Consider the following 13,441-nt stretch of genomic DNA (forward strand, 5'->3'; position numbering starts at 1 on the left):
TCTCAGAAACCGATGAATTGCTCGGCCAACGCGATGAAAAGCGGGATGCTAAGGATCGCGACAGGTGTGCCGAGCCCGGTGGAGGTGCCGACATAGGCGGAAGGGTTCGCCTCTGGCAGGGCACCACGCATCGTGGGCGGGCCGGAGATGTCCGAACTTGAGGCGGCCATGACGGCCAGCAGAACAACACCTCCACCAGAGAAACCCGTCAGGTGGTGGGCGGCGAGGCCGACGGCAAAACCCAGAAGGCCGTGGATGATCGGCGCTGTAATCCCGTAAAGAACGTAAGCGTGGGCGACTTTGCGCAGTTCTGACAGGCGCGACCACGCCTCCATCCCCATGATCAGCATCAGGATCGACAGAAGGCCGCGGAAGAGTGGTTCGTAGAAGCTTTCGTAGACGCTTTCGGGGCGCGCGAAGAGGCCGATCATGATACCCAGAAGCAGAGCCGAGATGGCCGGGCTGCGCAGCGTGTCGACAAGAATGCCCTTGATCAGATCACCGTTGAAGCCGGGGCCGCCGCCGACAGTGAGGGTCGCGGTTCCGCCTGCAGCGGCGGGTGCGGCTTTGCGTGCAGCACTCATCCTCGCGAGGATGATGGCAGTGACCAAGGCCGCGACGTCCATGAACGGGTAAAGCGCGCCGATGAAGCCCTCGTAAAAGATGCCTTCGCTGTCGAGCATCGCCATGCCTGCAGCTAGGGTCGAGGCGGAGACGGCGCCGAAAAGCCCCGCCGTGGCCATCCCGTCCATGGGCGCCACGCCGCGCCTGCGGGCGAGGGTGATGCCGCCGAGGAAGACAATCAGGATGCCGATGAGCGCGGCACCCAAGGCAGGGACCATGAGGGCGACAAAATCAGCCTCTCTGATGGAGATGCCGGCACCCAAGCCCACCTTCAGCAACAACAGAATGACGATGAATTTGTAAACAGGATCAGGGACTTCCAGCTTGCTGCCCAATGCGGCGAGCATCATGCCGCCCAAGAGAAAGGCCAGCGTTGGCTTTTGCATCTGTGCGACGATGGTTGTCGCGATGTCGACGAGGATGTCCATATCTGACCCTTTTGCGGCTCTAACGGGTCATATGCATGCGCGGGGGCGAAAAGAAAAATATATCTTTTGGCATAAATTGTTCTATAAATAAGAACTATGGACAACCTGAACTATCATCACCTGCGGTACTTCCGCGAGGTCGCGCATGATGGCAACCTGACTCGGACGGCGGCGCGCGTGAACCTGTCTCAGTCGGCTTTATCTACGCAAATCAAGCAGTTAGAGGCCCGGCTGGGCCATGATCTGTTCCAGCGGGTGGGCCGCAAGCTGGAACTGACCGAAGTGGGGCGGATCGTGCTGGATCATGCGGATCGGATTTTTGGGACGGGGGCGGAATTGCTGGCGACGCTTGATGCCAGCAGCATGGTAAAGCCGCCGTTAAGGGTTGGTGCGCTCTCCACACTGTCGCGGAACTTTCAGATGCGGTTTCTGGCGCCGCTCCTGGCCGATGGGGGCGTCGATCTGGTGTTGAAATCAGGCAGTGCGGCGGTGCTTTTCACCGCGCTCAAATCTCTCGCGCTGGACGTGGTGCTGACGACCGAACCACCGCAGGCGGGGGGTGATTTTACCGCACATCGGCTGGCCGAGCAGGTTGTTGCACTGCATGGCACACCTAACCGCCTGCGTCATGCGAGCCTGAAAGAAGCACTGCAAAATGAACCACTTATCGTGCCCACAGACAATGCGATCCGGATTGCGTTTGACAGTCTGGTGGCCAAACTTGGGGTCACGCCGCGTATTCTGGCGGATGTGGATGACATGGCGATGGTGCGCCTGCTGGCGCGGGCGAATGCCGGGTTGGCGGTGGCGCCGACGGTGGTTCTGGCGGATGAAATCGCCTCTGGCCGGATCGCGACGGCGCCGTTTGATCTGCAGATTACAGAGGCGTTTTTTGCGGTCACGATCCGGCGGAGTTTCCCGCATCCATTGCTCGCGCCGCTTCTGGAGGCCAATGTTTAACGCCCCAAAAGGGCCCTGTTATCGTGTGCAGAAGGCGTACAGATCCTTTACATATGCTGTACGCACAACGTCATACACGGCGCGCCTTAACGCAGCGCGCGTTGCATCACGCGAAAGGCGGCACCGAAATGCCGCCTTTTGGCTTTCCCAAATCAGAGCAGGCCGCGTTCCCACGGGCCTTCGATGGCGAAGGTGATGCCCGGCGTCTGGATGTTCACAAACAGCACTCGGCCGGACGGGTCGAAAGTCGCCCCGGCCCATTCGTTGTTGCGATGATCCTCGGCGGTGATGAATTCGAGCGACTTGCCCGCGCCGCGAATGTCAGCCTCTGTCAGCATCACGTTGTTCTTGGCGAATAGGTATGTCTCACCCGCCGGGGTCAGGCCCATCAGGCGTTCGCCAATGCCAAAGGCATCTTCGACGCCGCCGCCATCCTCGCAGAGCAGGACACCGCCGCGGGGGCTGACAGTGATGTTGTCGAAATTGTTGCCTGCCGCCTTGTTCTCGGCCTGGAAGATGCAGGTCAGCCGGTCAGAGGCGGGGTCGAACGTCCAGACAGAGCCGTCGCCGCGTCCGATGGCACCGTCTTCATCGACCCCGGATGAAGTGTCGACCAGATAGACGAGCCGGTCAGAGGCGGAGTACCAGCAGCCTTCCAGGCGGCTCATCCGCAAACAACCCGCATCGCGGCCTTGCACGAAGGGGCCGGAGGCGAGGTTGTCGGCCTCGAACGGGGCTTCGGTGAAAGTTTGCGGGTCAAGATCGGGGTCTTCGATCAGCACCCATTCGATCTGGTAGCTTTCGCCCATGATCGGCTGGATCAGGTCGGCCTTATCCTCGCCCGCGACCTTGGCCATGTAAAGCGCGCCGCCTTGTTCCAGCGCGCCGATGCGGCGGCTGTCATCATTGGGCAGGAACTTGTAAAGGCCGGCCTGATTGCGGCTGTCCTCGGTCAGGAAAATCGCGTTTGAGACCGGGTCATAGGCGATCGCCTCGTGCACGAAGCGGCCCATGCCGACGATGGGATTGCCGGTCGTCTGATCCGCATCGGCGGCAACCTCAAAGACATAGCCGTGTTTCTTGCCGCCCTGATCGGTGAAGTTGATCAGGTCTTCTTCGCAGGTCAGCCACGTGCCCCACGGGGTCGGTCCGCCTGCGCAATTGTCGAAGGTACCGCCAAGTGACGGTACGGTTGAGACGAACTTGCCACCCCGGAAGACAAGGTTTGTTGTGCCGCCAGAGGGGCGACCGGCATCCTCTTCATCCACCACGTCGGCGGTATCATAGACGGCGGGTGCCGGGATCGTGCCGATCATGGGGTTTAGCTTGTCTTCGTGATTGCGCACAAGGGTGAGTTCGGTTTCGCCATTCACAACGCGCGAGCGGACGACAGCCATTCCGTCATGATCGATGGGGGTCGGGTTACCATCGTCCATGAGGTCGCCGGCCCAGCCGAATGTCTGGTAGGTGAAGCCTTCGGGCAGTTGCAAAAGCGGCAGACCGGTGACCTGATCGCGCACCGGTGCGACGGGGCCATAGGGGGAGCCGATGGGCTCCATCCGTGTCAAAGCGGCGGCGCGGCGGGCGTAGAGGCCGGAAAATGGCAGGGCAAGGGCCGAGGCGGCAGCCCCGGTGATCAGCGAACGACGGCTGGTGGTAACTGGCATGTCTGTCTCCCTGTTTGTGGTGGAACAACGGGTGGTTGCGCCACCCACGCAAAGGGTCGCGGAAGAAGATCACAGGGGGATCAAGGCCAGATGACCGATTTGTAACGGCGGGGCATCGGCCAACACCAGTCAGGCTCTCTATGACCTTCGCCGCGGTGACTGGATGCAATCCGGATGATATCCTGCCTCTTGCGGAGGTCATTGACATGCGACATCTGGTACTTCTTGCCGCACTGTTTCCAGTAGCGGTGCATGCAGATCCACCGGTGACGGTGGAGGATGAGCTGGGCATCCTGAACCCGCAGGATACGGGCCGCGAAATGCTGATCCGCAAGATCGAAATGGGTGTGATCGACTCGGTGACCTGCTCGCTGGGTATTAACGCCACCAAGAATGACGCACATGAGCTTGCGCGGGAACTGACGCGGCAATGCGCCGAGGCGGGGTACACCAAGGCGATGACCTGGATGAGCCAGCTGGAAAACAACGGTATGGGCGGTGCCTATGATCCGGATGCGTCAGCCGAATGGGATCGGCGCGCGGCAGAGGCGGGTGACCCGGTTGCCCGGTTTAACCATGGCTTGAACCTGATGCGCGGTCATGGCGTCGCGCAGGACGAGGCATTGGGTCGACAACTCGTTGACCAGGCGGCGGCAGACGGGCTGGATATTGCAAGGCGGTTGCAGGGTGCGGATTACGATCTGGACGAGGTGACCCCGGATGCCGACGACTGGAAATACGGCCCGTTCTTCTAGAGGGCGCTACTGCAAGTCAGCAAATGCCTTTTGCAGCCGAGCTACGGCGTCTTCCACCTGCACGCGCGGGGCGCCGAGGTTGAAGCGCAGGAAGCTCTCGCCGCCTTTGCCGAAGGTTGGTCCGTGGTTGGCGGCGATCTTGGCTTTGTCCTGCACGCGCGCGGTGAACTCTTCGCGGGCCATGCCGGTATTCGTGAAGTCCACCCAGGCGAGATAGGTGGCCTCAAGCGGCATGGAGGCGAGGCCGGGGATCGCGTTGACGCCTGTGTCGAAAATCTTGCGGTTTTCGTTGATGTAGGCGCAGCAATCATCGACCCATGCGGCCCCTTCGGGTGTATAGGCGGCCGTGGCCATGAAGAGGCCAAAGCTGTTGGGCGACATGCCCAGGGCCGCCATCCGTTTGGCAAAGCGGGCGCGCAGATCGGGGTCTTCGATGATGACATTGCCCACATGGCTGCCTGCGATGTTGAAGGTCTTTGTGGTGGCCGTCATCATGATCAGCCGTTCTGTGATCCCATCGATATGGGCCATGGGCGTGTGGGTCTGGCCGGGCATGGTCAGGTCGTGGTGGATTTCGTCCGAGACCAGGATCAACTCGTGCCGTTTGGCGAAGGCGGCGACGGCCTGGAGTTCCGCCTTGGTCCAGACCCGCCCGCCGGGATTGTGGGGGGAGCAGAGGATCACCATCCGCTCATTCCCCGTCATCTGGGCGTCGTAGGCGGTGAAATCCATCTCATACCGCCCGTTATTGTTGACAAGCTCGCATTCGACGACCTGCCGCTCAGCCGCGGCAATCACGCGGGCAAAGGCGTGGTAGACGGGGGTGAAGAGGACGATGCCGTCGCCGGGATTGGTGTAGGCGTCGATGCACATGGCCGTGCCGTTGACGAGGCCGTGGGTGGTGAAGATCCAGGACGGATCGATCTGCCAGCCATGACGCTCGGCCATCCACCACTGGATCGCGGCGCGGTATTTGCTCTCATCCCCGAAATAGCCGTAGACGCCGTGGTCGACCATGTCCTGCACGGCTTTCTGAATGGGTGGGGCGGCCCTGAACTCCATATCCGCGACCCACATGGACAAGCCGTCATCGGGGCTGACGCCGAAAAGCTGCTCCATCGCGTCCCATTTCACGCAATGGGTGTTGCGGCGGTCGGGGGCGTGATCGAATGACATGGGGCTCTCCTGCTGGTCGGCGTGCAGGCTACGGAAGGTGCGGCGGAGTGCAAGGTGCAAAATCCGCGTGGGTCGTCAGAGCCGCATCAGGAGTTCGAATTGGCCCTGGGTCTGTTCATGAGGGAACGAGCGGACAAACGCGGCAAAGCCGGTATCGGCGGCGTCGGCATTGATCAGCCGCAGCGGCCGGTCTGATGCGGTGAGCGCGTGGTTGATCAGGGCGGTGCCGATGCCTTGCCCGCGCGTGTCGGGGAGAACGCCGATTTGGTGCAGGTTGCCACTGCCGGGGGCAAGTGCTGCATAGCCTGTGAGCGCCGTGCCGTTGCGGGTGCAGAAGCAGCGGATGTCATCGGCAATGGCTGCGACGGAGTGGGCGCTGTTTTGCCAAGAAGGGGGCCAATCCTGGAGTGATTGTGTCGCTGAGGCGATTTCGGACCACGGGACTTCGCTGATTTCGGGTGCTGCGCCCGACGGTTTGGGGCCGGTGATGATATAGCAGGACAGGTCCCGGTGTTTCTTCATGCCGAGCTTGTCGTAGAGGCCGAAGGCTGTCGTGTTTTCGATAAGCACTTCAGTTTGGAAGGTGGCGACAGCGTTTTGGCGCAGGTGGCGGAGCGAGGCCTCCGCAAGTTTGGTGGCCAGCCCGCGCCCCCGGAATTCCGGGTTCGTCCCGCTTGAGATCAGATAGGAGGCGCCGTCGCGGACGGAGACGAGCCAGATGGCCGCGACTTGACCATCCACGATGGCGATGCGCGAGGCTTCCGGGCTGAGCCCGCGCTGTTTCATCATGAAGCTGAAAGCGGGGAGCGTCAGGTTGATTGGCACGGCGTAATCAGAAAAGGCGCTGGCCATCGCTGTGCACAGGTCTTGCATACTGACCGCGTTGGCGTCTTTGATGATGGTTTCAGTCCTGCTCATCCGGCAATTCAAACAGATCATGGACGCTGCATTCAAGCTCTTCGGCGAGGGTGAGTGCCAGGATCGTGGACGGGGTGAAGACGCCGTTTTCGATGGTGTTGATCGTTTTGCGTGAGACGCCCACAGCAGCGGCAAGCTCGGCCTGGGTCAGGCCAGCCTTGGTGCGGTGGGCGCGCAGATGGACGATGAGCCTGACGCTCATTCAGCGCGTCCGCGCAGGACCGCGACGACGTAATAGGCGGGCGGCACTGCGCCGAGGACGGGGCCCAGCCAGTAGAACGCCATCGCAGGGTCCATCCGGTCGGTCAGGCTGAGCGCAAGGAAGAGGATGAAGACGGCCAGAACGGCCCAGAAGCCAAAGATCAGGCTGTCGCGATGGACGGCGCTGTTCTGTTCGTCCCAGGCGGCATCAGCCGCATCGGGGTTAAGCAGGCTGATCACGGCAGAGATAATGGCATAGCCAATTGCGATGGTTGCGATGATCGCGGCCCAAGTCAGACCTGGCGGCCCGATAGACAGAACCGAGGCGCTGATTGCGCAGAGGGTGGCGATGACGATTGCGGCGCTTCCGAAAAGGCGCGCGCGACTGACGGGATTGTTCGACATGGAAGCTCCTTTCGCTTTGTAACCTTGGGGTGACATAAGGGTTGAATATTGTAACGTCAAGGTTACATCTGCGCTCCGTTGCATTTTTTTGTGCTGCGGCCTAAATCCCTCCCATGGCTTTGCGTAACATCCTGATCCACCCCGATCCGCGTTTGAAGAAGGTGACCGACCCGGTTGCCGAGATCACTGATGACGTCAGGCGGCTTGCCGACGACATGCTGGAGACGATGTATGACGCCCCCGGCATCGGTCTGGCGGCCCCGCAGGTGGCGGTTATGTCGCGCCTGATCGTGATGGATTGCGAAAAGGACGAGGGTGCGACGCCACAACCGATGGTGCTGGTGAACCCGCAGGTTGTCTGGTCGTCGGATGAGCGCAACGTCTACGAAGAGGGCTGTCTGTCGATCCCCGAACAATATGCCGATGTTGAGCGCCCGGCGGAGGTTGATGTGGAGTGGCTCGATCTCGATGGCAAGACCCAGCGCGAACGCTTTGACGGGCTTTGGGCGACCTGCGTGCAGCACGAGATTGATCACCTCGATGGGAAGCTGTTCATTGACTACCTCAAGCCGCTGAAGCGCCAGATGATCACCCGCAAGATGCAAAAGCGCAAACGCGAGATGGCGCGCGGCTGATGGCCTTGCGCGAGGTGTGCCTGATCGGGGAGCCGGTTCTGCGCGCGGTGGCGGTACCCGTGGCGCAGTTTGATCAGGATTTGGCGGAGCTGATCGCGGATATGTTCGAGACGATGTATGCCGCACCCGGTCGTGGTCTGGCGGCCCCGCAGGTCGGCGTGTCATCGCGGGTTTTTGTGACCGATGTGACCTGGAAAAATGGGCCGCAGACGCCCATCGCTTTTGTTAATCCGGAGATTTTTGCACGGGCCGAGGATGTGGTGACGGGGCCAGAGGCCTGTCTGTCGATCCCGGACCGTGCCTTTGATGTGAACCGCCCCGCTTGGGTCGCGGCGCGGTGGCTCGATGCTCATGGCGCGGCGCAGACTGCCCGGTTTGAAGGCCCGCAGGCCATCTGCTTTTGCCATGAACTCGATCATCTGAACGGCGTGCTGATCACCGATCACGGGGTAGAGCGATGAGCCATTGCCCTTATGTGCCCTGGCCGCATCCGGCATTGCGCAAGCCTACGGAGCCGGTTGAGGCGATCACCGATGAGGTACACGCCCTGTGGGATGAGATGATCGTCGCGATGGATACGATGCCGGGCGTTGGTTTGGCGGCACCTCAATTGGGAGTCAGCCTCGCACTCGCCGTGGTGGATGCTTCGGAAGAGCGCGGTCGGGCGATCCGGTTGGCCAATCCGGAAATCCTGCACAGCTCTGTGCAGATGCGCGATCATGAGGAAGGCTCGCCCAATCTGCCGGGCGTCTGGGCGAAGATTTCGCGCCCGCGCGCGGTCACCGTGCGGTTTCTGAACGCGATGGGTCAATGGGACCGGCAGGAATTCGTGGGACTTTGGGCCACTTCCGTGCAGCACCAGATCGACCACTTGCAGGGCAAGATGTATTTTGACCATCTCAGCCGAGTGAAGCGGGATATGTTGATTAAGAAAGCCCGGAAGTTGGGTGCTGGTTGAGCGTTCGGAAGCCTCCGGCGGAGGTATTTTGAAACATGAGAAGGAGGGGCCTTTGCGCGTCATATTCATGGGGACCCCGGATTTTTCGGTGCCGGTATTGGACGCCTTGGCGGCATCCGGGCATGAGATTGCCGCGGTCTATTGCCAGCCGCCGCGGCCTGCGGGGCGGGGCAAGAAAGAGCGTCCTTCGCCGGTGCATGCCCGCGCTGAGGAATTGGGGCTAGAGGTCCGGCATCCGGTTTCGCTGAAAGGGGCGGAAGCGCAGGAGGCCTTTGCGGCTTTGAGCGCGGATGTGGCAGTGGTGGTCGCCTACGGGTTGATCCTGCCGCAGGCGGTGCTGGATGCGCCAAAGGCGGGTTGTTTGAACATTCACGCCTCGCTCTTGCCGCGCTGGCGGGGAGCTGCGCCGATCCACAGGGCGATCATGGCGGGGGATGCTGAGACAGGTGTCTGCATCATGCAAATGGAGGCTGGGTTGGATACCGGGCCGGTCCTTTTGCGCGACGCTGTGGCGATCGGCGCGGAAGAGACGACCGGGGACCTGCATGACCGGCTGTCGGCATTGGGGGCACGGCTGATCGTCGAAGCTTTGGAGGGGTTGTCTGATCTGTTGCCGGAGCCGCAGCCCGACGCGGGCGTGACCTATGCCGAAAAGATCAACAAGGCAGAAGCGCGGGTGGATTGGACGCGGCCGGCCACAGAGGTGGATCGGTTGATCCGCGGCCTTTCTCCCTTTCCCGGCGCGTGGTGCGACGTTGCCGGTGAACGGGTCAAGCTGCTGGGGTCTCGTCTTGTGGCGGGCACCGGTGCGCCGGGTATGGTGCTGGGTGGGTTTACCATTGTCTGCGGTGACGGTGCCGTTGAAATCACGCGCGCGCAACGGGCGGGCAAGCGGCCAATGGCGGCGGATGAGGTGCTGAAGGGGCTCGATCTGGGCGAAAGGCTCTCCTAGCGAAATCACGCAGCTTGGTTGATTTGGCCCGCGCCTGCGGCTAGCGTCGCGCGGCGGAAATGGCGTTTTCGCGTATCTGTTGTTCACCGTCCTGAACGCCGGGGCCTTGTGTCAGAAGGGTCTGCGATGACCGATCGTCCGCAGTATTTTCGTTTTCATCAGGGTGAGAAGGCGCTGCCTTTCGCGGCGGCGGAATATGAGGTGCGGCTCGCCGGGTTGCGCCGGATCATGGCGGATCGCGATGTGGCGGTGGCGATCCTGACCTCGATGCACAATGTCGCCTATTATTCCGGCTTCCTCTATTGCGCCTTCGGGCGGCCCTATGCGCTGGTCGTGACGGCTCATGACTGCGTGACGATCAGCGCAGGCATCGATGGCGGCCAGCCCTCGCGCCGGTCTTTCGGTGACAACCTGACCTATACCGATTGGGAGCGGAGCAATTTCTGGCGCGTTGTCCGGTCGGTGGCCGGGATTGGCCGGGTGGTTGGGTATGAGGCTGATCATATGAGCGTCGCGCAATCGCAGGCACTGCGGCACCATTTGCATCCCACCGGTCTGATCGATGTGGCACCTGAGACGATGCAACAGCGCATGCGCAAATCCGAGGCGGAGCGTGAGCTGATCCGTGCCGGGGCCGCTGTCGCCGATATGGGTGGCGAGGCCATCCGCGATGCGATCAAACCCGGCGCGCGCGAGATTGACGTGTCGATGGCAGGGCGCGATGCGATGGAGCTGGAGATAGCCAAACGCTTTCCTGAGGCCGAGTATCGCGACACCTGGGTCTGGTTCCAGTCCGGCATTAACACCGACGGTGCCCATAACCCGGTGACGGCGCGGGAACTGCAAGAGGGCGATATCCTGTCGCTCAACACCTTTCCCATGATCAGCGGGTATTACACGGCGCTCGAACGGACCCTGTTTCTGGGGTCAGTGGATGAGGCGAGCCTGAAGATCTGGGAGGCGAATGTCGCCGCCCATGAACTGGGCATATCGCTTTTGAAACCGGGCGCGTCTTGTGCTGAGGTAACCGCGGAGATCAACGACTTCTTTGCCGAACGGGACCTCTTGCAGTATCGCAGTTTTGGCTACGGCCATTCTTTTGGCGTGCTGTCGCATTATTACGGGCGCGAAGCGGGGCTGGAACTGCGTGAGGATATCGAGACGATCCTGGAGCCGGGCATGGTGATCTCGATGGAGCCGATGCTGACGATTCCAGAAGGTGAGCCGGGCGCGGGCGGGTACCGGGAACACGATATCCTGTTCATCACGGAGGATGGGAACGAGAATATCACAGGCTTCCCGTATGGGCCTGAACATAACGTGGTTGGTTAGGACCGGGTGCGTCTAGTACGGTATGTGTCTTGTGTCAGATACGTCGCACCCAAACTCGCAGTGGGTGTTGCTAGTCAGGTTGCGCGTGAACACTGTGCGCTGCTGCTCAATGCGCTCGAGTGCCGCAACGGTTTCAGAGGCGTTAGACATTTCCATCGCCACTGTCATCTCGCGCGCTGCCCATCCGTTGAGCAAAGCCAGCTTTTCATCGAAAACCTGAAACGCCAAATTGGCGTGTTCTTGTGATGGCGGCGTTCCTGACTGCGCAAAACAGGTGACCGCATAAGTCTCGTCATCGACGCTGACCGCAAATGCCTGACCTGTGTCTGGCTGCGACCGCATGAAAACCACGGCGGCTATTGTGACCGCCACTAGCGAAGTCACACGAAAGATTAAGGTCATTGACACTTGGCTTTTCGAGATTTGTAGTTTGCTGGAGTGGCCGCGTTTCAATGGAGGGGCCGAACCCTTATGGACGCTGGCCCATTTCGCGCACAACACGAAAGCCGGTTGAGCGGCCTCTGAAGTCTTCTTCCGCAGCACCGCGTGAGGCGACGCGCGAAAAGTCCATCGCTGAATTGTAAGCGCCACCGCGTGACGCGCGTTTACAGCTGTCCACTAGGCTCTGCCGGAGCCACTCACTCGCCGTTGGCCAACCAGCATATTCGTCCGTGTAGCAAGAGCGGGTGCGCTCCATGACATTCCCAGACATGTGCCGCAAGCCCCATTGATTTGCGGCATCCAGTTCATCGATGGGTACCGGTTTCCGCCGCGAGAGTAGATCGGGCCGTGCCACACCGGTGAGCTTCTCTGTCCCGGCGCCCAGGAAATTCGCCTGATCGGACGTCAGTTCATCGCCTTGTGCAAAGCGGGTTTGCGTGCCCGCGCGCGCGGCATATTCCCATTCGGCCTCGGTCGGCAGACGATAGGCATCTGTACCGACCTTTTCGTTCAGCCAAGCGACGTAGGCTTGCGCATCAAGGTAAGATACATCGATCACGGGGTGGTTGCCGCGGACAAGGTGCTCAACCCGTTCGCGTGCGTCATTGACGTGGAATACCGTGTCGAGCGGAATGTGTCCGCCGCATCCGCCGTCATTTACACAGGCCATCCATTGATCGTGCTTGACCTCATTGCGGCCCATCGCAATGGGGATGTCGATCTCAACCTCATGCAGCGGGCGTTCATCGGCACCGATCGCGGGATGCCCCACCTCGACCATGGCTAGCTGGCCATCGAGCATGACCAGACCGTTGATTGAGTCACCAATAGGTCCGCCCATGGTGAAACTGCCTAAAGGCAGAACAATCATCTCCGGACAGACATCGCATTCTTGGAACATATCAAGTGGTGCCAACTCAGTGCCATCTTCAAGACGGTTTTGCGCCACTGCCGATATGGAAAAGAGCGAGAAGCAGAGAGCGAAGCTTAGGCGGATCAATTTGTTCGTCCTAATGATTGCATGCATTTTGTGACGCAAGAACAGGCCTTACGTAGATTGTCACATTTTGTAATGCAAATGCAGAAACTTGCCGGGGCGGTGTTTTGCGCCCTGCCGTCAAGGTGTTATCAGATGATTCGCGGTGAATCCGGGTGGGATGGCAAGGAATATGAGGGGACTGACACGCAGGTCTTTCGGGGCGATGATGCTGGCAAGCGGCGCAGCCGCCTGTGCGCCGCGTGTTGAGCCGACCGAGATACTCGATCTGTCGTCGCGCGCGGATTATCTGCCGGGCTACGGCCCGCTCCCCGATGCGGGTTATAATCTGCCCGGTATTCCAACCCGCTACACCCAAGGGGTCAATCGCCGTATGTCGGGGATCTATAACGGGGAACAGGGGCCAAATACGCTCGACGTCGACCCGTTTGCGAAGTTTCTTTATCACATCCGCGAGGACGGGACGACGACGCGTTATCCGGTTGGGGTTGGCCGTCAGGGCCGGTCGATCCGGGGGAAGGCGACGATCCGGCTTAAGCGCCAATGGCCTGGATGGACACCCACGCAGAACATGTTGCGGACCGAACCCGAAGTGTATGGCCCATTCGCGGCAGGTTTGCCGGGCGGGTTGCGCAGCCCGCTGGGGTCCCGCGCGCTCTATCTCTACCGTGGCAGTCGCGACACATTCTACCGTATCCACGGAACTAACGATCTGGAATCTATCGGAAATTCCGGCTCTGCTGGCTGTATCCGCATGTTCAATCAGGACATCATCCACCTTTATGACCAGATCGAGGTGCCGATGCAGGTCCATATCCGGGACCGGGATGAATCCCTGCGTGTTGACCCCGAAAACTACGAGCGCGGGATCGAATTGCCACCGAAGATCATTGACCCCGAACAATTGCTTGGGCCTGAGGCCGAGGCCTTGGATCGCCCGCCGGTTTTTGACGAGGCCTAAGCGCTTTTCTTTGCATGTCTGTCGGGCCACA

At 60.8% G+C, this 13,441-nt stretch carries 16 protein-coding genes; 8 read left to right on the forward strand and 8 right to left on the reverse strand.

Annotation, left to right across the window (positions count from 1 at the left end; translation table 11 throughout):
- Positions 1-2: 2 nt before the first annotated feature.
- A complete protein-coding gene (locus tag SLH49_RS02185) occupies positions 3-1,052 on the reverse strand; it encodes a sodium-dependent bicarbonate transport family permease (protein WP_320267532.1) in 1,050 nt (349 codons plus the stop codon).
- A 96-nt stretch (positions 1,053-1,148) separates the two neighbouring features.
- On the opposite strand from SLH49_RS02185, the gene SLH49_RS02190 reads away from it, so the two are divergent.
- Positions 1,149-2,012, forward strand: a complete 864-nt coding sequence (locus tag SLH49_RS02190; protein ID WP_320267533.1) for a LysR family transcriptional regulator — start codon at positions 1,149-1,151, stop codon at positions 2,010-2,012.
- Between the two features lie 152 nt (positions 2,013-2,164).
- Here the strand turns inward: SLH49_RS02190 and SLH49_RS02195 are convergent, their stop codons facing one another.
- Positions 2,165-3,679, reverse strand: coding sequence for an alkaline phosphatase PhoX (locus tag SLH49_RS02195; protein WP_320267534.1), 1,515 nt, complete (start codon positions 3,677-3,679; stop codon positions 2,165-2,167).
- 140 nt (positions 3,680-3,819) lie between these two features.
- Between SLH49_RS02195 and SLH49_RS02200 the strand changes: the two genes are divergently transcribed.
- Positions 3,820-4,434: a sel1 repeat family protein gene (locus SLH49_RS02200; protein WP_320267535.1), complete on the forward strand. Its 615-nt coding sequence runs from the start codon at positions 3,820-3,822 to the stop codon at positions 4,432-4,434.
- A gap of 6 nt (positions 4,435-4,440) precedes the next feature.
- Here SLH49_RS02200 and SLH49_RS02205 read toward each other — a convergent pair whose 3' ends face one another.
- From SLH49_RS02205 to SLH49_RS02220, 4 genes are all read right to left on the reverse strand, one after another.
- Positions 4,441-5,610 (reverse strand): MalY/PatB family protein, encoded by a 1,170-nt coding sequence (locus tag SLH49_RS02205; RefSeq protein ID WP_320267536.1) that lies wholly within the window; start codon positions 5,608-5,610, stop codon positions 4,441-4,443.
- A gap of 75 nt (positions 5,611-5,685) precedes the next feature.
- Entirely contained in the window at positions 5,686-6,528 is an 843-nt protein-coding gene (locus SLH49_RS02210; RefSeq protein WP_320267537.1) for a GNAT family N-acetyltransferase, read from the reverse strand.
- A complete protein-coding gene (locus SLH49_RS02215) occupies positions 6,515-6,730 on the reverse strand; it encodes a helix-turn-helix transcriptional regulator (protein ID WP_320267538.1) in 216 nt (71 codons plus the stop codon). The genes SLH49_RS02210 and SLH49_RS02215 overlap by 14 nt, the downstream gene beginning before the upstream one ends.
- Positions 6,727-7,134, reverse strand: coding sequence for a hypothetical protein (locus SLH49_RS02220; protein WP_320267539.1), 408 nt, complete (start codon positions 7,132-7,134; stop codon positions 6,727-6,729). The genes SLH49_RS02215 and SLH49_RS02220 overlap by 4 nt, the downstream gene beginning before the upstream one ends.
- 113 nt (positions 7,135-7,247) lie before the next feature.
- Between SLH49_RS02220 and def (SLH49_RS02225) the strand changes: the two genes are divergently transcribed.
- The 5 genes from def (SLH49_RS02225) to SLH49_RS02245 all read left to right on the forward strand — a co-directional run bounded on the left by def (SLH49_RS02225) (position 7,248) and on the right by SLH49_RS02245 (position 11,011).
- Positions 7,248-7,769 (forward strand): peptide deformylase, encoded by a 522-nt coding sequence (def, locus tag SLH49_RS02225; RefSeq protein WP_320267540.1) that lies wholly within the window; start codon positions 7,248-7,250, stop codon positions 7,767-7,769.
- Positions 7,769-8,230, forward strand: a complete 462-nt coding sequence (def, locus tag SLH49_RS02230; RefSeq protein WP_320267541.1) for a peptide deformylase — start codon at positions 7,769-7,771, stop codon at positions 8,228-8,230. Before def (SLH49_RS02225) ends, def (SLH49_RS02230) begins: the two co-directional genes overlap by 1 nt.
- Positions 8,227-8,727: a peptide deformylase gene (def, locus tag SLH49_RS02235; RefSeq protein WP_320267542.1), complete on the forward strand. Its 501-nt coding sequence runs from the start codon at positions 8,227-8,229 to the stop codon at positions 8,725-8,727. Before def (SLH49_RS02230) ends, def (SLH49_RS02235) begins: the two co-directional genes overlap by 4 nt.
- A gap of 52 nt (positions 8,728-8,779) precedes the next feature.
- The gene (gene fmt, locus SLH49_RS02240) at positions 8,780-9,679 is read left to right on the forward strand and encodes a methionyl-tRNA formyltransferase (protein WP_320267543.1); all 900 of its coding nucleotides are present in this window, start codon (positions 8,780-8,782) and stop codon (positions 9,677-9,679) included.
- Between the two features lie 126 nt (positions 9,680-9,805).
- The gene (locus SLH49_RS02245) at positions 9,806-11,011 is read left to right on the forward strand and encodes an aminopeptidase P family protein (RefSeq protein WP_320267544.1); all 1,206 of its coding nucleotides are present in this window, start codon (positions 9,806-9,808) and stop codon (positions 11,009-11,011) included.
- Positions 11,012-11,023: 12 nt separating this feature from the next.
- On the opposite strand, the gene SLH49_RS02250 is transcribed toward SLH49_RS02245, so the two are convergent.
- Together SLH49_RS02250 and SLH49_RS02255 are read right to left on the reverse strand one after the other, a co-directional pair.
- Positions 11,024-11,464: a hypothetical protein gene (locus SLH49_RS02250; RefSeq protein ID WP_320267545.1), complete on the reverse strand. Its 441-nt coding sequence runs from the start codon at positions 11,462-11,464 to the stop codon at positions 11,024-11,026.
- 16 nt (positions 11,465-11,480) lie between these two features.
- Entirely contained in the window at positions 11,481-12,452 is a 972-nt protein-coding gene (locus SLH49_RS02255; protein ID WP_320267546.1) for a formylglycine-generating enzyme family protein, read from the reverse strand.
- Positions 12,453-12,621: 169 nt separating this feature from the next.
- Between SLH49_RS02255 and SLH49_RS02260 the strand changes: the two genes are divergently transcribed.
- Positions 12,622-13,410, forward strand: a complete 789-nt coding sequence (locus tag SLH49_RS02260) for a L,D-transpeptidase (RefSeq protein WP_320267547.1) — start codon at positions 12,622-12,624, stop codon at positions 13,408-13,410.
- Positions 13,411-13,441 lie beyond the last annotated feature (31 nt).

It is taken from the genome of Cognatiyoonia sp. IB215446 (genome assembly GCF_033963825.1).
In the GTDB taxonomy this organism is placed as follows: Bacteria; Pseudomonadota; Alphaproteobacteria; order Rhodobacterales; family Rhodobacteraceae; genus Yoonia.

Bases quoted from the DNA above. Each gene is read 5' to 3' on its own strand.
- SLH49_RS02190 (WP_320267533.1), top strand. From the start codon at position 1,149: ATGGACAACCTGAACTATCATCACCTGCGGTACTTCCGCGAGGTCGCG.
- SLH49_RS02195 (WP_320267534.1), bottom strand. From the start codon at position 3,679: ATGCCAGTTACCACCAGCCGTCGTTCGCTGATCACCGGGGCTGCCGCC.
- SLH49_RS02210 (WP_320267537.1), bottom strand. From the start codon at position 6,528: ATGAGCAGGACTGAAACCATCATCAAAGACGCCAACGCGGTCAGTATG.
- SLH49_RS02205 (WP_320267536.1), bottom strand. From the start codon at position 5,610: ATGTCATTCGATCACGCCCCCGACCGCCGCAACACCCATTGCGTGAAA.
- SLH49_RS02260 (WP_320267547.1), top strand. From the start codon at position 12,622: ATGAGGGGACTGACACGCAGGTCTTTCGGGGCGATGATGCTGGCAAGC.
- def (WP_320267542.1), top strand. From the start codon at position 8,227: ATGAGCCATTGCCCTTATGTGCCCTGGCCGCATCCGGCATTGCGCAAG.
- SLH49_RS02185 (WP_320267532.1), bottom strand. From the start codon at position 1,052: ATGGACATCCTCGTCGACATCGCGACAACCATCGTCGCACAGATGCAA.
- def (WP_320267541.1), top strand. From the start codon at position 7,769: ATGGCCTTGCGCGAGGTGTGCCTGATCGGGGAGCCGGTTCTGCGCGCG.
- SLH49_RS02215 (WP_320267538.1), bottom strand. From the start codon at position 6,730: ATGAGCGTCAGGCTCATCGTCCATCTGCGCGCCCACCGCACCAAGGCT.
- def (WP_320267540.1), top strand. From the start codon at position 7,248: ATGGCTTTGCGTAACATCCTGATCCACCCCGATCCGCGTTTGAAGAAG.
- SLH49_RS02245 (WP_320267544.1), top strand. From the start codon at position 9,806: ATGACCGATCGTCCGCAGTATTTTCGTTTTCATCAGGGTGAGAAGGCG.
- SLH49_RS02220 (WP_320267539.1), bottom strand. From the start codon at position 7,134: ATGTCGAACAATCCCGTCAGTCGCGCGCGCCTTTTCGGAAGCGCCGCA.
- SLH49_RS02200 (WP_320267535.1), top strand. From the start codon at position 3,820: ATGACCTTCGCCGCGGTGACTGGATGCAATCCGGATGATATCCTGCCT.